Below are 19,816 nucleotides of genomic sequence, written 5' to 3' on the forward strand. Positions count from 1 at the left end.
TTATGAATAATATATGAACCATTACCTGATGAATCAGGACGGTTCAAAATTGAGGATGTGAAATGCTGGTTTTAACAAGGAAGCTAGGGGAAAGTATAGCGATCGACGATCATATTAAGATTGTCGTTGTGCAAATTAAAGGCAAACAAGTTCGTCTTGGTATAAAGGCCCCAAAAGAAACGAAAATTCACCGCGAAGAAGTCTATAAAGCTATCCAGGAACAAAATTACGAAGCTTCCCAAGCTGGCCCAGAAAGTCTGAGTGACTTAACGGATGCGTTGCGCAACAAGAAATAAATTCCGCTTGCTCTTTTGCCCCTACGGCTGCTAAAATCTGTTATCAAGTTCTTTAACTTGAATTCGGAGGAACGACAGTGAAAGTAAGCACAACACGATTTGGGGAATTAGAAGTAAACAATAAAGATATCATCAAGTTCGAAGAAGGTATTCTTGGTTTTGAAAACCTTAAGGATTTCTTTGTTGTTGATCCAGGCGATCAAACTCTAATCCTATGGCTACAATCAACTGATGACGGTGCAACAGCATTCCCAATCATTGAGCCAAAAATTTTTAAAGATGATTATTCAATAAGCCTACTACCGGCTGAGCTAAATAGCCTAAAACTAGAAAACCTTTCTAATGCAAGCGTTTATACAATCCTAACGATTCCTACGGATGTAACTCAAATGTCTGCAAACCTTAAGGCACCAATCATTATTAACAATGATTCACATAAAGCTCGTCAAATTGTTCTTCAAGACAACAAGCTTGAAGTTAAATTTGAAATGTACAATGCATTAAAAAAGTCGATCATGAATTTCCACTCTGATGATTCAGTTCGTACAAATGTAAGTGTTGCTACTGAGCCAACTGTTGTTGAGCAATCTTCTTCAACAGAAACTTCAGTTGATCACTCAGCAGAAGCTTAATTCAATTTCCCAAAAAGAAATCATATAAAAGAAAAGCACCAGTAATGGTGCTTTTTTTATTTTTAAATTTTAGATAATTTTAAAGAGTTGTTTCAGTTGCGTTCTTTGCAAAGTTTAAATACATTTGCGCTTCACTATTAAGAGGATCAACAGAAATTACTTTTTCCCATTCACTTGTCGCACTTAGGATATCCCCTTTACCATAGTGTAGAACACCTAGAGCAATTCTACCTGGAAGATAGTCAGGTCTTTCATTCTTTAGATTTGATAGCTCTTCAAAAGATTTATTAACGAAGCCTTTCTTCGCATAAACCTTGGCCATCTTTACTCTAGCTTCTAGATTTGAAGGATCGAGCTTAAGAACCTTTCCATATTCAAATAATGCTTCATCGTAGCGATTATAAGTTAAATATAGATCAGCAAGTTCATAGTGCTTAATAGCAAATTTCCTATCGATATGATTATCGTTAAGTTCAGCACTCTTCGAGTTTACTTTAACTTTCTGAGAAGCAATCTGAAAAATCTTACTCGCCTCTTCATATTGACCAATATCATTGTAGAGAACTGATAAACTTACTGCCGCATCTGTATGATCCGGTCTTACTTCTAAAACCTTTTTAAAAGCTTTAATTGCTTTTGATATCTCACCTGTTAAGTGAAAAATATTAGCGATATTAAAAAGTGCATCAGCATCTTTAGCATCAATTTCTAAAAGCTCGTTATAGATTGAAATCGCTTTATTATATTCACGATTTTCAAAAGCGACTTTTGCCTTCTTTGATAATTTTTCTTGTTCAAAAGATTTCATCATGGTGAAAGTCCCCTATTCTAAACACTTTTTAACATCTTTCTTTAAATTAGAAAGATCTTTGTCTTTGTATAAGTAGCGATAATTTTTAAAAACTAATTCACATAGGTCTGGTCTAATACCTTTTAGACCAATAGTGACAAGGCGATCACTCGCAAGTCTTTTCACTTCATCATCGTTAAACTGTGCTAGTAATTGTTCATATCGGAAAGAAGCCGATTGCCAGTCTTTAGTTTTGTAATAAAAATTAGCAATATATAACTCTTTGTCCTTAATCATTTTATAACATTCATCAATCTTTTCTCTGGCATCTTTTAGATATTCGGATTGTGGATATAGGCTTCTTAATTCATTGAAGTACTTAATTGCTTGTTTCGCTGGAGTTAGGTCACGATCAAAAGTTGATGGCTTTTGCTTATAATATGCTTCGGCAATTTTGAAAGTCACATAATCCATTTTAGGGTGCTTAGGATGGAAATCCTTAAACAATAAGTAAGCGGCTGCAGCTTCTTCATAATTTTCTTGTTTATAAAGAATATCTGCCTGCATTAGTTCTGCAGAAGTTGCATAGTAACTATATGGGTATTGAGATTTGATTTTATTAAGTTTTTCTAGCGCCATGATATAACGTTCAGATTTTACTAATCTCTCTGCTTCTTTGTAGAGAACCTCTGCTTCAGTACTTCCTTGCGGACGATTAACTGCGCATGATGTCATCAGTAGAATAAATATGATTGAAATGAGTTTGTGCACATTGCCCCCTATAGAGGCAATTCTAGCACTTTCTAGCAAGGCCCGTCAAAGCTAATAACGCTCTTCGTATACGTCCTTAAGCATCTGATTTATAAGTAATTTTACTGCTGCCGCAAGAGGTATTGAAATGATCATTCCTGTGATCCCTAATAACTGTGAACCAAGGATAACACTAACAACAACAAGTACTGGGTGTAGGTCTACAATCTTCGATACTAGAAGTGGAAATACAATCGCAATATCAATAACGTTAGCGACTAAATAAAGGATAAGGGCTCCACCAAAGTGAGTTCCCATTCCATATTCAGCTGCGATGAAAATAAATGCAGGAATAGCACCAAATACTGGCCCTAAATAAGGAATAATATTTGTTACCGCAGCCAGTAAGCCGAATAAAAGAGAAAATCTAATATCGAGAAAAAATAAGCCCGTAAAAATTATTATTCCAAGAATACTGGCCTCAATTACTTTTGCTAAAATATAATCACCAATTTGGCGATTAAATTGAAACGATAGGTGATAAAGTTTTTCAAAGTACTTGTTTGGCAAGAGCCTTGTTATACGCTCTCTAAAATTTCTCATATCCTTCAATGTGAAAAATAAAAATAAAGGAACGATGAAAATCAACTCTAAAGCCGAGCCTAGATACTTTGGAACAAGTAGAACAAAAGCACTGAATTCATCTTTTATAAAATTCATTGATTGAAGAAGATATCCACTACTTAAGTGGTAGCCTGTTCGCTCCGCTACAAATGCCTGTAGTTGCGAATAGAGTGACTTAAGAAAGCTTTCTACTTTTGGAATATATACTTCTAGATTATTAACTTCGCTAACCATTAAAGGTGTTACTTTTACAATTGGATAGATTGTTAAAAAAAGAAGTAAAATAACAACAAGCGCTGACGATGCAGTTCGATTAATTCCAAATCTTTCAAAAAACAACAGAAGTGGATTTAGAATTAAGGTAAGTACATAACAAACTAAAAGCGGCGTCGCGACTCGCGGAAATACAAAGAAAAGTATCATCGAAAAGATGACAAATAATCCAAAAATAATGGCCCTTAGGCGATCATTACTAGTCATTCTTCGCGATCTCTTCTTTTAAATTAACAACTTCATCTTTAAGATGAGAATTTTCAACTTTAAGTTTTCTAATCTCACGGGCCAGGATATGAAGCTTCTTAACAACAAGCTCACTCATTGCTTGTAAAAATTTTGAAGACAATGCAGGTCTCTCAGAAATCATTAATTGAACATCAGGTTTAAAAATTCCTAGTAGCTCTAATGGTTCTACCGCAGTGGCCGTAACAGATCTCTTATGGCCATCTTCAAGTAGGCCAATCTCACCCATGTAATCTTTACGATCAAGATTCGTTACATGAAATTTCTTTCCGTTTCTCTCAGTTGATAGCTCAACTCGCCCTGAAACAATAATATAAAAACCTATACCGAAGTCACCTTCCTTAAAGATAACTTCACCTTTTTCATATGTTCTTCTGTGAAAATATTTAGCCAACTGGAATAATTCAAACTCCCCTAAACTTCTTAGGATAACAGTATCTCTTAATAAGTAAGGTATCGTTACCTTGTTACTTTTGATGAGAGGATTGATTGACCACAAAAACTTAATGAGATTAATATCGATGCGATCTTCTTTTGAATACTTTTCAGTCATATGCGGCCTTTAATAGAATTCAATATTTTCAGCTTTCACCCAGCCCTTAGCTTCGCTCGGCCAATAGATAAAAAACCAACTGTCATTTTTCTTTGAAGTGATGACTCTAAGTCCTTCCTTTGCAATTTGATTATGTTCAAATATTGAAGATGGCCCTTCATAGACATCAGTGTTCTTCATTACAATGGCATTTTTATAACTACCTTTCAAATACACATTGTTAAAAATTATTGGAGTTAATGCGATAAGAAAGCAGATAAAAATAATGGCCTTATGCAGCTTTGTCTTAAGATTCATTATCAAAGTAACAATCAAAAGAACCAACGATAAACTTACAAAATAAGTGCCAGGAATATCCATTGCTTTAGCAATGAAGTTACTATCCTGACTCACAAGGTCATATTGCGATTTAATATAATTGATATTATTAGTGACTAGTTTGTCTTGTTGACCTAGTTGATATGATTTTTCCAAATTTAAACGGGCCGCGCCAATATCTTCTAACTTGAGATATGCAGTGCCCAAATTATAGAAATATTGTGCGTCGACAAATAAATCTTTGTTCTTAATCAACAAATTCTTATAGCCCTCATAATCTTTATTTTTATAAAGGTCTTCTAATTCTTTTAGTGGATTTCCTGTGCTAGTATCTGACATAAACTTATTATCTAATTGGCTTGTAGCGTTTGCAAGTGAGTGATAATTCTACCACATAAAAAGAGGTTGGATATGGAATACGGCGTAAGAAATAACGAAATAAATGATCAGTTTGATAAACTATTTTCTTCAATTCTTAAAGAACAAAAAAACTTCATGGAAGTTCGTGGACCAGAAGAAGGTAAAAAGCACTTAGTTGAAGATACTTTAAAAATATATAATCAAGAAAGAGGGAAAGGTATTTACTTTAATTACGTTTCATCTGGACGTGGACATGGCCCTTTCTCAGAACTTATTGATGGTTCAGTTAAATATGATTTAATTGGTGGAATTGGACCAAATCTTCTTGGTCACTCTCACCCTATTTATATTAAAGCTCACCTAGAAGCAGCTCTTGGTGACACGGTAATGTGTGGAAACCTACAACCATATCCACAGGCCATTGAGTTAACAAGTAATCTACTTAAAGCCGTAGAAGGTAGTAAGTTAAAGCATTTTTGGTTTACTGGTTCTGGAAGTTTTGCAAACGATCTTGCTCTTAAACTAGTTTGGCAAAAGAAAGACCCTGCTTACAGAGTAATTGCTTTTACTAAAGCATTTGCAGGACGTTCTGTAGCAACGCAAGATATCACTCATAATGCTAGTTACCGCCAAGGTATGCCAAAATCTCTTGATGTTGATCATGTTCCACACTTTGATCAAAACAACCCAGAAGAATCATTAAAAAATACTTTAGCTGCACTTGAAGAAGTAACAACAAAATACCCAAATCAACACTGTGCACTTATGTTAGAGATTATTCAGGGTGAAGGTGGATTTATCTTCGGTCCTAAAGAATATTATGAAGAGATTTTTAAATGGGCCAAAAAGAAAGGTATTTATATTTGGGTCGACGAAGTTCAAACTTTTGGGCGTACTCACGAGCTATTTGCTTTCCAAACAATGGGACTAGATCAATATGTTGATATTGTTTCTGTTGGTAAGGCCCTACAAGTATGTGGAGTACTTTTCAGTGAAGAACTAAACCCTAAACCAGGATTAATTGCTGGAACGTTTAACGGATCGGTTTCAGCGCTTTCAACTGGAAATCGATTGATTAAATATTTAACTGAAGGAAATTTCTACGGTGAAAATGGAAGAATTAAAGAGCTTGAACATAAATTCATTTCTAAGCTTACTCACCTAATGAAAAATTCGTGCCAAGATAAAATTACTTATGTTGGTGGTATTGGAACAATGATCGCATTTGAAGTTGGTGATTCATCAACTGAAACAGTATCAAACTTCGTTAAAAAATTATTTGATAACGGAATAATTGCATTTATGGCAGGAAAAGAGCCAACTAGAGTTCGTTTACTACTGCCTCTAGCAATGACTGATGAACATATTGATGACATTATTACAATTATTGAATCAACCATACTTGAACAAATTAAATAGAAATAAATAGGAAGACTAGATGTTTAAGATTAGACCCGTAAGAGCAGATGACTTAGAAGACTTGTATGACCTTTCAGGTCTCTACACATTTATTAACCTTCCCCCAGACAAAGAAATTATCAGTTCAAAAATTGATAGTTCACTAAGATCTTTCAAACAAAAAAGCGATAATCTTTCTAAAGATCATTATATTTTTGTTCTGGAAGATCTTGAATCACAACGTGTCATTGGATGTTCTATGATTCACGCAAGACACGGTGATGAAGAAGAGCCACACTTCTACTTAAAAGTGGGACAAGAAAATAAGTTTTCAGAATCAATCAATACTGGCTTTATTCACGGTACCTTAAAGCTTGGATATGATACAGATGGGCCGACTGAAATTGGAGGCTTAATCCTAGATCCAACTTATCGTGGAAATCCTTTTAAACTAGGTAAAGTTCTTTCTTTCTGTCGCTTTCTTTATATGGGTCTTAATAGAGATCGATTTAAAGAAACAATACATTCGGAACTAATGCCACCGTTTGACGCTGACGGCAAGTCACCACTTTGGGAAGCGATTGGAAGACGCTTTCTAAACATGGAGTATCATGACGCTGATGTTCTTAGTAGAAAGAACAAAGAGTTTATTCTAAGCCTATTTCCTTCTGGAACAATCTACGAAACACTCTTACCTATTGAAGCAAGAGATGCTGTAGGTAAAGTTGGTGCAGACACTGAACCTGTTAAAAGAATGCTTGAATCAATAGGATTTAAATACACTCATGAAGTCGATCCATTCGATGGGGGCCCTCACTATCGTTGTCAACTCGACGACATCAAACCAGTAAGAACAATTCAACAAGCGCAAATCAAGAAAGGTAAAACAAGTTCACCTAAGTTTTACTTAGTCCTTTTGGACAATGAAGAATTTGAAGTTGTTTGTCTAAAAGGTAGTTTAAATAATGATATACTAACTGTAGAAGAACCATCTTCATTTGGATTAGATGATGGTGCAGTTAAAACAATAATGGCGATCTAGGAGAAAAAATGTTTCAACTAAAAGGATCTTTTTATAATAACGAATTTGTTAAGTTTGATGACTCGGCAAATTTGAGAAATGACAGAACTATTTCACGTGAATGTCCAAGTGATACAACGAAAACACTTTGGAACTTAAACGTAAATTATGCACATATTGATGAGCTTATCGATTCTGCTCACAAAGGATTTCAAACTTGGAGAAATACTTCAATTGAAGAAAGGATTGAAGCTCTAAGAAGATATCAGGAAGTTCTTAAAACGAAACAAGAACAAATTGCGACAGCAATTGCACTTGAAGTAGGCAAGCCACTCTGGGAAGCAAGAACTGAAGCTGCTGCTTTAATTGCAAAAGTAGATGTTACGATATCAGCATCTCTTCCTAGAATCGAAACTAAAAATATGGAAGGAATTGCACCTGGTACAAATGCACATATTTACTTCAAGCCAGTTGGACCAAGCTTCATCATTGGTCCTTTTAACTTTCCATGTCACTTAGCAAACGGACAAATTACAGCAAACTTAATCTCTGGTAACTCAATTATTTTTAAGCCAAGTGAGAAGACATGCTACTCAGCACAATTAATGTTTGAGTGTCTTGCTGAAGCGAAGTTTCCAATGGGTGTCGTAAACCTTGTACAAGGTGACGGAGAAGTAGCCAGAAGAATTATCAAAGATAAAAGAATTAAGGGTATCTTCTTTACTGGTTCAAAAGAAGTTGGTCAAAAGATTCTTGAAACAACTCATACTGATCTTTCTAAGTTAGTGTCACTTGAGCTCGGTGGAAAAAATACATCTATTATAGATGAAACAGCTGACCTTGATTATGCTATTGAAGAGCTACTTACAGGATCATACTTAACAGCTGGACAGCGTTGTACTTCAACTGGACTAGTTGCAATTCATGATTCAATCAAAGATGAATTCATCTCTCGCTTTCATGATCTAGCAAAGAGAATTATTGTCGACCACCCAATTGACCACAAGGTTGAACCATTTATGGGCCCTCTAATCGATCAAGCTTCACTAGATCAGTATCTACTATTTATGGGCATGGCAAAAAGAGAAGGCTTACAAGAAGTAATGCGTGGAAAGCAATTAGAGAGAGAAACTCCAGGTTACTATGTTTCTCCGTCAATACACTATGCTGATAAGTTAATTCCAAAGAGTCACTTCCTTGCAAATGAGATCTTTGGTCCTAACGTTACATTTGTTGGTTATAGTGATTTTGATGAAGCGATTAATATTGCAAACTCAACAGAGTATGGACTGGCCGCTTCAGTATTCACGAAAGATCATGCACGTTTTAAACACGCTGTTAATAATATTGATGCTGGTTTAGTAAACCTTAATCGCGCAACAGTTGGAGCACACTCTAAACTTCCATTTGGTGGTGTAAAAAACTCTGGAAACTATCGTCCAGCAGCAGTTGCTACTGTTGATCACTGTGTATACCAACTTGCTACACTCGAGATTGATTCTCCAAGTGCAAGCGGGAATATTAAAGGCCTAGCTGATTAATAATGTTTCTTATTAACGAGGACGCCTGTCGAAGAATTCTTTGACAGGTCTCTTCGGTTCTTTCTTTCTTGCTCAAGATCGACTACCGAATTCTTTGCATATAAATCTAAAACTTCACGACTCTTTAATCTCGTATATACGGCCTTAAATTTCTCTTTCTGATCAAGAATAAAAGTACTCGTTTCAACAGGCTTAGCACCAGGATGCACTTTTCCTGCTTCAAATTTAACCTTAGTCACAAATTGATTAATAAACTGATCAACACGAGGACCAGTAACAATCTCTTCATCAGCTTGAATTGAAGGGGTATCAGAAGCTTCAAAGCGCTCAGGAAAGGGAATAACCTTAGCAAGGCCATGTGGTGAATAAGAAATTTTATCACCGCGATTATGACCTAGTAATAAATCCGTAAGTGCATCTTTTGCAGACGCATCACCAAGAGTCGTTAAATCAGAGACCTCCTCTGGTGTTAACACTCTTAATAAATTACGAATAAGGTTATTTTGAGTCATCATAGTCGTTATTTTACCTCAATATCTGAGTATGCTTGTCGGTTTTTGAAAAAAAAAATTTAGTAATTTTAATTGAGATTCAATAAATTCAAGCACTTACTAAAAACTAAATATTTTTCCCATAAAAGAAAATATTTACAATTTGAAAAAACGAGTTTATAAAATTAACTACTTAAGATTGCTGGGATGTGGCGCAGCGGTAGCGCAGTAGACTGTTAATCTATTGGTCGCGAGTTCGAATCTCGCCATCCCAGCCATTCTTTTGTATCCGCTTTAAATCCCCCAAATATTCATATTAAACGAATTAACATCATAAGAATTTATCTTATCTTGATATAGTGTTATATCTGTAATGAATTTTTACTTACGGATTTCTTATGAACACTTTTAATCATTTCATTGAAAACAACAATGCCTTTAAAGAATCATACCTAGAAGGTTTAGCACTATATCGTGAAGATGCTTCTGCGAACGAAGATGAAAATGAGCTTCTCTCACAAAGGTTTCAAAGCTTTTATAAAGAGGCCATCTTTTCGGATAAGCTTAATGACTACTCCAACCTTAATTTCTATTGGTTCAATCTAATAGAGGCACTTATTGAGATCATTTCTTATCATAACGAATTTGAAGTTGGTGGTGAATTCGAAATGAGTGAATCTGAAGATGCAATTTTTAACTTCTGGCATGACAGTAACTTGGCCAAAGTTTTTTTAAATTCATTAAATGATTCAAAAGACCTGTTAGCTGAGTCCAAAAAACTAGTAACAATTTTAGAAGAGAATATTATTGCTTTCTTCAAGATTCACATTGATGAGAATATTGACAGCGAATTAACTTATTTGAATGTACCTGAACTAGGTGATGATAATTTATCAGCTTATCAAAATGGTCAAAGAATTATCTTTGATAATTTAGAAGATAAGGTTTTGGCAAAGCTGAATAGCTCATCACAAAAGAAGCCAGCAGTTATTTCTAAAATAGATGATTTAAATTTAATTTTCTATTCCGAATTAGAAGAAACAGCTCAGGAGATGACGATAAAAATTGAAAAAGCTTATCGTCGCCTTCAAAAATACACACCAGAACTTTTTGAAGTATTTAAAGAGTTTACACAAAACATTATTCCAATTCGAGAAAAAGGAATAGTAAGCTACTCAATGCAAACTCTTCCTGGATACTCGTCAATTAACACATATGATCGTGATGATATGGACTTAATGGATGATCTACTTCATGAAAATGGTCACCACGTTTTAAACAGCTATCTTAATCAAGAGGAGCTTTTAGAAGAGCTTGAAGAAAAAATATACTACAGTCCATGGAGACGCGCCCTAAGGCCTATTAGGGGCATTTATCACGCTTATATGACGTTTTATTGGGCCCTTGAACTATTCTCATCACTTTCACGACTTGAAGAACATGATTTCTCTAATGCTGAGTTTAGCAAGATTCAAGAACGTGCTATTGAAGAATACTATATGCTTCAATTCTGTGAACTAGATCTAGAGAAAGCCTACAGAGAAGAGATCATCTCTCCTGAAGGATATGAAGTATATTTACAATTCAAATCGATGGTTGATTCTCATAGGGATCATATATTTGCTCTACAGAAGAACTTAAATTCTAGTGCTGTAGAAGAACTTAAAAATGAACTTCTAACAGCACGAAATGAATATTATTAATTATAATTTTGAAATTTTTGATTTTAGTGCCTGCATCTCATTTGCGGGCATTAACTCACCTTGAGAAGTTGCTATTGGCATCCCCTTCTCAATAACACTTAAACAATCATCATATTTTTTTTGTTTAAATAAAATCTTTGATTTAAGAAGATACGCAACTGAGTACTTAGGATTTTCATTTAAGACAATCTCAATATGCCCCATGGCCTTATCAAACTTATCATTACTAAAATGAATATCGGCTAGGCCATAGTTGGCAACGACATCATTTTCGTCAATGGCCAATACTTTATTAAACATATCAAAACGTCGAGCTCTGTCTTCTTTTTCCGCACGCTCACGCTCTTCCTGTTCTTTCTTAAATTTAGCCTCATCACCAAATCGCTTGAATGAAGCAACTGTCGCAAGAGACTTCTCCTCTTCAGCTTCTTCAATCTTACCTAACTTCATCAGATAGAGAGACTTGTTTGTGTGGGCCATAACAGAATTTTCATCAACTTTTAGGAGTTGATCCATTACATCAATGGCCTTCTGATGATCACCACTATTACCTAAAATAACACCCTTTGATTCATAAGCATCAGCATAATGAGGATTGAAGCTTATTACCATATCAAGTAATTCGATAGCTTTTTCGACTTCTTTCTTATGATATAGACTTACCGCCTTATTAAAAAACACTTCACTTAAACCATCCGCAGATAAATTCTCTATCGGATATGTTTTGATCTTCATGTTAGAATCGATATCAAGATCATTGATTAAGAAATCACGAGGTGCTTTAACACTATAAAAGAACATACCTTGCTCTTCATATGAACTAAGAATTTTTAACTTCTTTCCTTCTGCGCTTAACTCATCACCCTCAAGTTTGATTCTTGATTCAACTAAAACAGGAAAGCGAGCAGCTCCACGACGAGATTCTATTTTAGCAGCAGTTTCCTGTCCTAAAAAACAACCTTTCTTATAGCTTAAAGCGTACTCATTCAATCTCGTTTCATTCACGAGATCCTTTTGAGTAATATTTAAGTTAAAAGTTGGCCAAGCTGATAATGTAATAAGCTTATCTAATATTTCTTTAGAAATAGTTGATTCAACTGCCTTATCAGTTAAACCAATATAAGCCTGTCCATCAAATATAGTTATTGGGACAAAGTCGTCTTTCTTATGTGTTGAAATAGTTGCGACTTTGTTTACTTCTTTAATTTCGATGTCTTCCATAATGATGAACTTCTCAAGCTCTTCTATCGTGGCCTGAGCAAGATCATTATTAACAACAAGGTAGTATCTATCTGCATTATTAATTAAGTAGAAAAAAGAATAAACTCGACCTGTACGATCTAAGCGACAGGCCAGAGAGGCCCTATTTACAACTTCATTTAAGTCAACAGTTAACTGACGCTGAAGATAGTCCTTCGTCTCGTTACCAATAAATGCATAGACCTTATGATCTTCAAAAGAAAATTGATTATCATAAAAAAAGAAATTACTTAAAACTTGAGCGGTCATTAACTAAACACTAAAGCTTTCACCACAACCACAAGTATTCTTTGCATTTGGGTTTTCAAAAACAAAACCTTTACCATTAAGGCCGTCTTTAAAATCTAAAGTAATACCACTTAAGTAGATCGATGACTTTGGATCCACGAGAATCTTTACACCATCTAGTTCAATAATATTGTCTGACTCTTTAGGAGCATCAAAATCAATATTATAAGAAAGACCTGAACAACCTCCACCAATAACTCCAAGGCGTAAGCCGAAGTCTTGAGTCGATCGATCCTCACTTTTGAAAATATTTTTTATTTGCGCAACTGCTTTTGGCGTCACATTTAATAACTCGTTCATATAAACCTCTAATATTACGTAGGTAATAATGACCAATAACTGAATTATATCACATTGATGATATACTTTATATAGGAGCAAGAAACAATGTCTATCTCATTGATTATTAAGAGCGGTGAAAATAAAGCAAAGGTTCTTATTAAACCTAAATTAAGCTTTGGACGCTCTAAGTCGTCTGTTGATATTTCAATCGATGACTCTAAAATTTCATCAAAACATCTAGAAATTACTTATCAAAATAAGGAAATAATTGTTAAGGATCTAGGATCGACAAACGGTACCTATATTAACAATAAAAAATTAATAGATGAGCAGCGTCTCTATATTTATGAAACGGTACGTATTGGGAATTGCATCATCTGTATTGATCTAAACGACTTAACTGATATTGAGTATAAATTTCTAACAAAGCCAGTAGACGCTAATGAGATCTCTCATGATAGTACTCAAACATCTACTGTGCTATCTGATCAAACCGGATTTTTGGCCCTAAACCAATTATCTCTTGAAAAACAGAAGTTAAGGGCCGAAATTAATAAGAAACAGCCTATTCAAAAGATTAGAAAGAAAGTCGCAAAAAAGAAAAAACCTGAGCCAGAAGACAAAACTGTCATGACTAAGATTTTAAAATTCTTTAAGTAAACCTTCTTAATCTTTTTTTGGTACCCAAGGAATATCTTGAATATTTTCATGCTTGTTTAAAAATCTAGCAACGATAAAGAAATAATCCGATAGTCGATTTAGATACTCTAAATCTATTGGATCTACATCCCCAAGCTCCACGGCCTCTCTTTCAACTTGGCGTGTTTTTGTGCGACAAATATGAACATTAGAGGCAGCAACACTTCCACCAGGAAGTATGAAATATTTTAAAGGATCTACTACAGAATCAAAGTAATCGATTTCTCCTTCTAAATGAAGGATATCTTCAATACTTAATTTCGGTAATTTAAAATTATCTCGGTCCTCTCTAAGCGTTGCGAAGTTAGAACCGAGAACAAAAAGATTTTCTTGAATTGATTTAAAAGTATTTTTTACTCTCGAAACATCGATGTAACAGAGCGATAGACCTACATAGCTATTAAGCTCATCAAGATTTCCATAAAGATTTATACGAGCACTTGCTTTAGATACTCGTTGGCCTCCAACAAGACTAGTCTCACCTTTATCACCTGTACGAGTGTAGATCTTCGACTTCTTCATTACATATTCCTTCTGTACTTCCCACCAATTTCATAAAGAAGATTAGTGATTTGTCCAAGAGAACAATAATTAACTGTTTCAATAAGTTCAGCAAAAATATTTCCACCAGATAAAGCAACTGCTCTTAGTTTATTTAGTGCTTCATCAGATTTGTCAGCATTTCTAGATTTAAAATCATTTAAACGTGAAATCTGACCTTTCTTTTCTTCGTCACTACAACGTGAAAGTTCAATTTCTTGGTTTAACTGCTCATCAATATTGTCTGCAATATAAGTATTAACACCAATGATTGGAAGTTCACCAGTATCTTTTAGTGTCTCATAGTATAGAGACTCTTCTTGAATTTTTGATCTTTGATACATACTTTCCATTGCACCAAGAACACCACCCTTATCAGAAATTCTCTCAAATTCTGCTAAGATAGCTTCTTCAACAAGATCGGCTAACTCTTCAATTACGTAAGCTCCCTGCATAGGGTTGTCAGATTTATTTAAACCAAACTCGCGGTTAATAATCATCTGAATTGCCATTGCACGTCTTACAGACTCTTCAGTTGGTGTCGTAATCGCTTCATCATAAGCATTTGTATGTAGAGAGTTACAATTATCAGAAAGTGCAAGGTAAGCTTGTAGAGTCGTTCTAATATCATTGAAATCAATTTCTTGAGCGTGTAAAGAACGCCCTGAAGTTTGAATGTGATATTTAAATTTTTGAGACTTGTCATTTGCACCATATTTATCGCGCATTGTGATCGCCCAAATCTTTCTAGCAACACGTCCGATCACTGAGTATTCAGGATCAAGACCATTAGAGAAGAAGAAAGATAAGTTTTGAGAGAACTCATCAATATTTAATCCACGAGCTAAGTAGTACTCAACAAAAGTGAAACCGTTAGCAAGAGTGAAAGCAACTTGAGTAATTGGGTTCGCGCCAGCTTCTGCAATATGGTATCCCGAAATTGAAACCGTATAGTAATTTTTAATTTTCTGCTGACAGAAATACTCTTGAACATCTCCCATCATCTTAAGTGCAAACTCAAGAGAGAAGATACATGTGTTCTGTGCCTGATCTTCTTTTAGGATATCTGCTTGTACAGTACCTCTAATTTGTTGAAGAATTGCTAGGCGTTTTTCATTATCGTAATAATCCTCACCTTTTAACTTTTGTCTTAAAGCAGTGTTTAAGTAGAAAGCTAACATAACTGGTGCAGGACCATTAATTGTCATTGATACAGATGTATATGGATCAGATAGATCAAAGCCATCAAATAGTAATTCCATATCTTCAACTGTCGCAATCGAAACGCCGGCTTCACCAATTTTACCAAAGATATCTGGACGAAGATCTGGATCTTCTCCGTAAAGAGTTACAGAGTCAAAAGCAGTTGAAAGACGTTTCGCTTTGTCATCTTTTGAAAGGTAGTGAAAACGCTTATTCGTTCTCGCTGGGCCACCTTCTCCTGCAAACATTCTCTTTGGATCTTCATCAGTACGCTTAAATGGAAAAATCCCTGCGCCGAATGGAAAGAAGCCTGGCATATTTACATCTCTAATGAAACGGTACTGATCAACTTTAGAAGAGAATCTTGGAGTTCCTACTTTTTGAATTTCTAATCCAGAAAGTGAAGTATATTTAGTTGCAACTTTAAACTCTCGATCACGTACGTGATAAGTGAAAGTTCCGTCTTGGTATTGCTTTAAAACTGATTGAAATTGTTCAATCTCTTTTTCAACATCTTCACCAAGCTCTGCTTTAAGCTCAGCAAGCTTTGCATCAACTTCGTTACTTGGAACAATTTTACTTGTGATCTCAAGTGCTTCGATGTCACGAAGTTTTTCCATTCTAATTTCAGTTTCGTTATTATAGTCACGAGAAGCCTTAGCAATCTCTCTTAGGTATAATGATCTCTCTGCAGGAATAATTCTCGTCTTATCATTACTTGCTCGATTTGCGATGATTCCTTCTAGAGGTGCTTGGTCAAAGTCAAATGTTTGAGCAATGGCCTGAAATAAAGCATTTACACCAACATCATTAAACTTAGATGCCATTGTTCCAAAAATTGGAAGCTCTTCATCCGTCGGAGAACCTGGATGACCAGCAAACAGTTGATGATTGCGGCGATATTGCTTTCTAATATCTCTCATTGAATCTTCTGAACGAGGCTTTTCAAACTTGTTTAGAACTACAAAGTCAGCCTGTTCAAGCATCTCAATTTTTTCAAGTTGAGTTGCAGCACCATACTCAGGAGTCATTACATATACACACTTATCTGAGATCTTTGTAATCTCATCAGAAGCCTGACCAATACCTGAAGTTTCAACGATAATTAAATCGAAATCTTGTTCCTTTAAAAAGTTAACAGTCTTTTTAATTTGAGGAGAAAGCTCTGTACCAGAGTCACGAGTTGCCAGTGATCTAATATAGAAGTTTTCAAAATTAGCAGAACCAAGTCTAATACGGTCACCTAAAAGAGCACCTTGAGTTTTCTTCTTAGTTGGGTCAACTGAAATAAGTGCAACTTTCTTTTCTGGATAAAAGCGGTGAAATCTTAAAAGTGTTTCATCAATTAAAGATGACTTACCAGCACCACCTGTCCCCGTGATACCAAGAACTGGAATATTTTTATTTGAAGAAGGAATTTCAATATCGGCCCCATCTTCAATAGCAGTAATTACTTTTGCTAATTGAGTCTTTGGTAGATCCTTTGCTTTTGCATCAAGAGTGAAGCCATCAAGTGTTGAGTGAGTAGCTCTCTCGATCATATCGTCAATAATTCCCTCAAGACCTAATTTCATCCCGTCTTCAGGAGAATAGATTCTTGTGATACCTTTTTCGTGCAGGGCCTTAATTTCTTTTGGAGTGATTACACCACCACCGCCGCCAAAAATACGAACGTTAGTTGCCCCAGCTTCATCTAAAAGCTCACGTACATAAGCAAAGTATTCATTATGCCCACCTTGATAAGAACTCAAGGCAACAGCATTTGCGTCTTCGTGTAAAACAGCATCAACAACCTCTTGTGCAGAACGGTTGTGTCCAAGGTGAATAACTTCCACACCTTTTGACTGAAGAAGCCTTCTCATAATATTTATTGATACATCATGGCCATCAAATAAACTGGCCGCTGTGACAAATCTTAATTTTCTCACTCTAAACCTCTGAAATCACGTCAGGTAAAAACAATTATTTACCCAAGCTTTTTATCATTCAATATTGCTAAAGGACTATACCTAATGTATTTTAATCAGGCAAAAATCCCTTTTATGATGCGTTGAAATACGTTAAAATACTGCTAATTAACTTAGTATTAGGAATTGCTAATGAGCGAAGATGTTAAATTTTTAGTGGAGAATCCTTACCACTCGGCACGCTTTAAGCCAGCGAGAAAAGGTAAGAAGGGCCCTAAGCTACTAGCTGTTGTTCACCAGTCAGGATGTACAGGATGTGAAATCTGTATCCAAGGTTGTCCAGTAGACTCAATTGAACTAGTACCTGGTCCAAATCCAAATAACCCACAATTCAATCAAACAGTTGAGATCGACCTAGCTAGATGTATTGGTTGTCAAAACTGCTCTCAAGACTGTCCTTGGGAAACGATTACAATGTATGAGCACAATGATGCTTTTGCAATTTGGGGACGTGAAACTCTTAAGTCAGAACTCTATGTTTCAGAAGAGTCTCTTAACGAGCTACACAGCGAATTTGGAATTATAAAAGAAAAACCAAGTGAAGAAACAAATACAGAAGAAGAGAGTGCTTAAGCCTAGGCTTTAGCACTCTTTTTATTTCCACGAACTTCAGTTAAAAAATAATCAACAATATATATACCTGCTGCTACAGATATTGAAGCATCTGCCACGTTGAAAGCAGCAAAGTGCCATCCCTTATAATAGAAATCAAACATATCGACGACGTAATCTAATGAGATACGATCAATAAGATTTCCAACAGCTCCAGCGAAGATCATTGAATAAGCTAAACAAAGCATATAACTTTTCTTTCTTGAGTCCCAGATTAAATAGACAAACCAAAGACATGCAATTACCGGCAGGATTTTAAAAAGAATCATTCTAACTACGTCAGGAAACTCACTTCCCATTCCAAAAGCTACACCAGGATTCTTCACATAAGTAAGATTAAAGAAGCCAGGAATAACTGTTAATGTTTCCCCAAGCTTAAAACTAGATTGAATTGCTCCCTTAGAAAATTGATCCAAGAAAAGAATTCCAACAATAAGTAATGTCATTTGCCAAATTCGATTCATTTATAAAATTCCTTAGGGTTAATCTCGTACTTTTCAATCTTTCTAAGAAGTGTCTTCTTAGGAATATTTGCTTTCAATGCTGTTTGATTAATCTTTCCATTATTAATTTTTAAAGCCTGGATGATAAATTCTTTTTCAAAAATATCTTTAGCTTGTGAAAAATTAAGCCTTAGCTCACCGTCAACTTCATTAGTTGCAAAAACAAATTGATAACCTTGTGCACTTGCAATTAATTGTTCATCTTGTCCCGCATCTGTAAGAACAGAGTCCTTAATTTCATCGTAATCAATAATAGCTTGAGATTCTTCGACAAGATTTTCAACTGTAACTGATTTTCTTATCTTATCTGGTAAAGAGCTGGCTTTGATAATATCACCACTTTCAATAATGAAAGCATGCTCGATAACATTTCTAAGCTCACGAATATTACCTGGCCAATCATGACCTTGCATAATCTTCATTGCTTCTTCATCAAGTCCACTAATTTCTAGATTATGAACATTATTAAAATACTTAACGTAGTATTCAACAAGATGAGGAATATCTGAGTTTCTCTCTCTTAACGGAGGAAGATATACAGGAAGAACATTTAAACGGTAGAATAAGTCTTCTCTAAATGTTCCTTCTTCAATCATCTTTTCAAATGGTTTGTGTGAAGCTGCAATTACACGAACATCAGCTTTAATCTCTCTATTTGAACCGACAGGAGTGAAGGTACCTTCTTGAAGAACGCGAAGTAGTTTAACTTGCATCGTTGGTGAAACATCACCGATCTCATCTAAGAAAAGAGTTCCACCATCAGCAAATTGAAACTTACCGATTTTTCTTTCGTTAGCACCAGTAAACGCACCTTTTTCGTGACCAAATAATTCTGACTCTATTAAGTTTTCAGGAATAGCTGCCAAGTTAATCGTTACAAATTTTTCATCTTTTCTTGGACCATTATAGTGAATTGCACGAGCAACAAGCTCTTTACCTGTACCAGACTCACCTCGAATTAAAACCGGAGTGTTTACTTGCGCAAGCTTTCCAATAACATTGAAAACCTTCTGCATAACATCTGATTCACCAACAAATTTATTTTTTGTATCACCAAGTGATAAAACTGGAGCCGAGAAACCAACTGTTTCAACAAGTGATCTTGCTTTAAGGGCACGCTTAATCAATGAAACAAGATTGTCTGAGCTGATCGGCTTTTCAAGGTAATTATAAGCGCCTTCTTTTACGACCTTTACCGCATCAGTAACATTTGAATACGCAGTTAAGATAATAACAATTACTGAAGGATCATGTTTCTTAATCTCTGTTAACGCTTCAATACCATCCATTTCAGGCATGTTCACGTCCATAACAACTAGATCATACTTAGTCTTATAAACAGCACTTAACGCCTCTTTCCCGTTGTCGGCAACATCAACTGCAAAGTGATGAAATTCCAACGCCTCTCTTACTGAGGTTTGTAAAACTTTATCATCATCGACAACTAAAACCTTATGCATATGCAC

The 19,816-nt window shown here is 35.3% G+C and carries 20 protein-coding genes and 1 tRNA gene; 9 read left to right on the forward strand and 12 right to left on the reverse strand.

The features are described 5' to 3' along the window. Nucleotides 1-62 precede the first annotated feature (62 nt). Together csrA and fliW are read left to right on the forward strand one after the other, a co-directional pair. Nucleotides 63-296 carry a carbon storage regulator CsrA gene (gene csrA / locus ABMA70_RS08825; RefSeq protein WP_021267493.1) on the forward strand — a complete coding sequence of 78 codons (234 nt, stop codon included), beginning with the start codon at nucleotides 63-65 and terminating at the stop codon, nucleotides 294-296. 77 nt (nucleotides 297-373) lie between these two features. Beyond that, complete coding sequence (gene fliW, locus ABMA70_RS08830; protein WP_103218682.1) at nucleotides 374-928, forward strand: flagellar assembly protein FliW; 555 nt, start codon at nucleotides 374-376, stop codon at nucleotides 926-928. Between the two features lie 79 nt (nucleotides 929-1,007). On the opposite strand, the gene ABMA70_RS08835 is transcribed toward fliW, so the two are convergent. From ABMA70_RS08835 to ABMA70_RS08855, 5 genes are read right to left on the reverse strand one after another with little or no spacing between them, the layout of a single operon-like run. Beyond that, nucleotides 1,008-1,739 carry a lipopolysaccharide assembly protein LapB gene (locus tag ABMA70_RS08835; protein WP_103218681.1) on the reverse strand — a complete coding sequence of 244 codons (732 nt, stop codon included), beginning with the start codon at nucleotides 1,737-1,739 and terminating at the stop codon, nucleotides 1,008-1,010. A 12-nt stretch (nucleotides 1,740-1,751) separates the two neighbouring features. Next, nucleotides 1,752-2,489, reverse strand: a complete 738-nt coding sequence (gene bamD, locus ABMA70_RS08840; protein WP_103218680.1) for an outer membrane protein assembly factor BamD — start codon at nucleotides 2,487-2,489, stop codon at nucleotides 1,752-1,754. A gap of 51 nt (nucleotides 2,490-2,540) precedes the next feature. Next, entirely contained in the window at nucleotides 2,541-3,572 is a 1,032-nt protein-coding gene (locus ABMA70_RS08845; RefSeq protein ID WP_392994112.1) for an AI-2E family transporter, read from the reverse strand. Then, nucleotides 3,565-4,164, reverse strand: a complete 600-nt coding sequence (locus ABMA70_RS08850; protein WP_103218678.1) for a cyclic nucleotide-binding domain-containing protein — start codon at nucleotides 4,162-4,164, stop codon at nucleotides 3,565-3,567. The genes ABMA70_RS08845 and ABMA70_RS08850 overlap by 8 nt, the downstream gene beginning before the upstream one ends. Before the next feature lie 9 nt (nucleotides 4,165-4,173). Further along, nucleotides 4,174-4,821, reverse strand: coding sequence for a tetratricopeptide repeat protein (locus ABMA70_RS08855; protein WP_103218677.1), 648 nt, complete (start codon nucleotides 4,819-4,821; stop codon nucleotides 4,174-4,176). 72 nt (nucleotides 4,822-4,893) lie between these two features. On the opposite strand from ABMA70_RS08855, the gene ABMA70_RS08860 reads away from it, so the two are divergent. Genes ABMA70_RS08860 through ABMA70_RS08870 form a run of 3 tightly spaced genes read left to right on the forward strand, consistent with a single transcriptional unit; the run spans nucleotide 4,894 to nucleotide 8,802 of the window. After that, nucleotides 4,894-6,261 carry an aminotransferase class III-fold pyridoxal phosphate-dependent enzyme gene (locus ABMA70_RS08860; RefSeq protein WP_392994109.1) on the forward strand — a complete coding sequence of 456 codons (1,368 nt, stop codon included), beginning with the start codon at nucleotides 4,894-4,896 and terminating at the stop codon, nucleotides 6,259-6,261. A gap of 19 nt (nucleotides 6,262-6,280) precedes the next feature. Then, entirely contained in the window at nucleotides 6,281-7,282 is a 1,002-nt protein-coding gene (locus tag ABMA70_RS08865) for an arginine N-succinyltransferase (RefSeq protein WP_392994107.1), read from the forward strand. Between the two features lie 8 nt (nucleotides 7,283-7,290). Continuing rightward, on the forward strand, nucleotides 7,291-8,802 hold the full coding sequence (locus ABMA70_RS08870; protein WP_103218674.1) for an aldehyde dehydrogenase family protein: 1,512 nt from the start codon (nucleotides 7,291-7,293) through the stop codon (nucleotides 8,800-8,802). Here the strand turns inward: ABMA70_RS08870 and ABMA70_RS08875 are convergent. Then, complete coding sequence (locus tag ABMA70_RS08875; protein WP_103218673.1) at nucleotides 8,799-9,317, reverse strand: hypothetical protein; 519 nt, start codon at nucleotides 9,315-9,317, stop codon at nucleotides 8,799-8,801. The genes ABMA70_RS08870 and ABMA70_RS08875 overlap by 4 nt on opposite strands. Before the next feature lie 179 nt (nucleotides 9,318-9,496). Here ABMA70_RS08875 and ABMA70_RS08880 point away from each other — a divergent pair. Together ABMA70_RS08880 and ABMA70_RS08885 are read left to right on the forward strand one after the other, a co-directional pair. Next, nucleotides 9,497-9,571: transfer RNA gene (locus tag ABMA70_RS08880), tRNA-Asn, on the forward strand. A gap of 120 nt (nucleotides 9,572-9,691) precedes the next feature. Beyond that, complete coding sequence (locus tag ABMA70_RS08885; protein WP_392994105.1) at nucleotides 9,692-10,996, forward strand: aKG-HExxH-type peptide beta-hydroxylase; 1,305 nt, start codon at nucleotides 9,692-9,694, stop codon at nucleotides 10,994-10,996. On the opposite strand, the gene ABMA70_RS08890 is transcribed toward ABMA70_RS08885, so the two are convergent. Next, a complete protein-coding gene (locus ABMA70_RS08890) occupies nucleotides 10,997-12,505 on the reverse strand; it encodes a CDC27 family protein (protein ID WP_392994102.1) in 1,509 nt (502 codons plus the stop codon). Nucleotides 12,506-12,508: 3 nt separating this feature from the next. Beyond that, nucleotides 12,509-12,844, reverse strand: coding sequence for a HesB/IscA family protein (locus ABMA70_RS08895; protein ID WP_392994099.1), 336 nt, complete (start codon nucleotides 12,842-12,844; stop codon nucleotides 12,509-12,511). An 87-nt stretch (nucleotides 12,845-12,931) separates the two neighbouring features. Between ABMA70_RS08895 and ABMA70_RS08900 the strand changes: the two genes are divergently transcribed. Continuing rightward, nucleotides 12,932-13,486, forward strand: a complete 555-nt coding sequence (locus tag ABMA70_RS08900; RefSeq protein ID WP_392994097.1) for an FHA domain-containing protein — start codon at nucleotides 12,932-12,934, stop codon at nucleotides 13,484-13,486. Nucleotides 13,487-13,492: 6 nt separating this feature from the next. On the opposite strand, the gene ABMA70_RS08905 is transcribed toward ABMA70_RS08900, so the two are convergent. Together ABMA70_RS08905 and icmF are read right to left on the reverse strand one after the other, a co-directional pair. Beyond that, nucleotides 13,493-14,047 carry a cob(I)yrinic acid a,c-diamide adenosyltransferase gene (locus tag ABMA70_RS08905; RefSeq protein WP_103218668.1) on the reverse strand — a complete coding sequence of 185 codons (555 nt, stop codon included), beginning with the start codon at nucleotides 14,045-14,047 and terminating at the stop codon, nucleotides 13,493-13,495. Further along, nucleotides 14,047-17,196: a fused isobutyryl-CoA mutase/GTPase IcmF gene (gene icmF / locus ABMA70_RS08910; protein ID WP_392994093.1), complete on the reverse strand. Its 3,150-nt coding sequence runs from the start codon at nucleotides 17,194-17,196 to the stop codon at nucleotides 14,047-14,049. The genes ABMA70_RS08905 and icmF overlap by 1 nt, the downstream gene beginning before the upstream one ends. Nucleotides 17,197-17,367: 171 nt before the next feature. Between icmF and ABMA70_RS08915 the strand changes: the two genes are divergently transcribed. Beyond that, nucleotides 17,368-17,808, forward strand: coding sequence for an indolepyruvate ferredoxin oxidoreductase subunit alpha (locus ABMA70_RS08915; protein ID WP_392994091.1), 441 nt, complete (start codon nucleotides 17,368-17,370; stop codon nucleotides 17,806-17,808). Nucleotides 17,809-17,810: 2 nt separating this feature from the next. Here ABMA70_RS08915 and lspA read toward each other — a convergent pair whose 3' ends face one another. Next, nucleotides 17,811-18,311, reverse strand: a complete 501-nt coding sequence (gene lspA / locus ABMA70_RS08920) for a signal peptidase II (RefSeq protein WP_103218666.1) — start codon at nucleotides 18,309-18,311, stop codon at nucleotides 17,811-17,813. Further along, complete coding sequence (locus ABMA70_RS08925; protein ID WP_103218665.1) at nucleotides 18,308-19,810, reverse strand: sigma-54 dependent transcriptional regulator; 1,503 nt, start codon at nucleotides 19,808-19,810, stop codon at nucleotides 18,308-18,310. Before ABMA70_RS08925 ends, lspA begins: the two co-directional genes overlap by 4 nt. Nucleotides 19,811-19,816 lie beyond the last annotated feature (6 nt).

The sequence above is a fragment of the Halobacteriovorax sp. XZX-3 genome (assembly GCF_043196495.1).
GTDB lineage: Bacteria > Bdellovibrionota > Bacteriovoracia > Bacteriovoracales > Bacteriovoracaceae > Halobacteriovorax_A.

What these genes read in the sequence shown, in the direction of transcription:
- ABMA70_RS08860 (WP_392994109.1), top strand. Translation starts at nt 4,894, where the DNA reads ATGGAATACGGCGTAAGAAATAACGAAATAAATGATCAGTTTGATAAA.
- ABMA70_RS08890 (WP_392994102.1), bottom strand. Translation starts at nt 12,505, where the DNA reads ATGACCGCTCAAGTTTTAAGTAATTTCTTTTTTTATGATAATCAATTT.
- ABMA70_RS08915 (WP_392994091.1), top strand. Translation starts at nt 17,368, where the DNA reads ATGAGCGAAGATGTTAAATTTTTAGTGGAGAATCCTTACCACTCGGCA.
- ABMA70_RS08870 (WP_103218674.1), top strand. Translation starts at nt 7,291, where the DNA reads ATGTTTCAACTAAAAGGATCTTTTTATAATAACGAATTTGTTAAGTTT.
- ABMA70_RS08900 (WP_392994097.1), top strand. Translation starts at nt 12,932, where the DNA reads ATGTCTATCTCATTGATTATTAAGAGCGGTGAAAATAAAGCAAAGGTT.
- csrA (WP_021267493.1), top strand. Translation starts at nt 63, where the DNA reads ATGCTGGTTTTAACAAGGAAGCTAGGGGAAAGTATAGCGATCGACGAT.
- ABMA70_RS08905 (WP_103218668.1), bottom strand. Translation starts at nt 14,047, where the DNA reads ATGAAGAAGTCGAAGATCTACACTCGTACAGGTGATAAAGGTGAGACT.
- ABMA70_RS08855 (WP_103218677.1), bottom strand. Translation starts at nt 4,821, where the DNA reads ATGTCAGATACTAGCACAGGAAATCCACTAAAAGAATTAGAAGACCTT.
- ABMA70_RS08925 (WP_103218665.1), bottom strand. Translation starts at nt 19,810, where the DNA reads ATGCATAAGGTTTTAGTTGTCGATGATGATAAAGTTTTACAAACCTCA.
- ABMA70_RS08895 (WP_392994099.1), bottom strand. Translation starts at nt 12,844, where the DNA reads ATGAACGAGTTATTAAATGTGACGCCAAAAGCAGTTGCGCAAATAAAA.
- lspA (WP_103218666.1), bottom strand. Translation starts at nt 18,311, where the DNA reads ATGAATCGAATTTGGCAAATGACATTACTTATTGTTGGAATTCTTTTC.
- ABMA70_RS08875 (WP_103218673.1), bottom strand. Translation starts at nt 9,317, where the DNA reads ATGATGACTCAAAATAACCTTATTCGTAATTTATTAAGAGTGTTAACA.
- ABMA70_RS08845 (WP_392994112.1), bottom strand. Translation starts at nt 3,572, where the DNA reads ATGACTAGTAATGATCGCCTAAGGGCCATTATTTTTGGATTATTTGTC.
- ABMA70_RS08865 (WP_392994107.1), top strand. Translation starts at nt 6,281, where the DNA reads ATGTTTAAGATTAGACCCGTAAGAGCAGATGACTTAGAAGACTTGTAT.
- ABMA70_RS08885 (WP_392994105.1), top strand. Translation starts at nt 9,692, where the DNA reads ATGAACACTTTTAATCATTTCATTGAAAACAACAATGCCTTTAAAGAA.
- ABMA70_RS08850 (WP_103218678.1), bottom strand. Translation starts at nt 4,164, where the DNA reads ATGACTGAAAAGTATTCAAAAGAAGATCGCATCGATATTAATCTCATT.
- ABMA70_RS08835 (WP_103218681.1), bottom strand. Translation starts at nt 1,739, where the DNA reads ATGATGAAATCTTTTGAACAAGAAAAATTATCAAAGAAGGCAAAAGTC.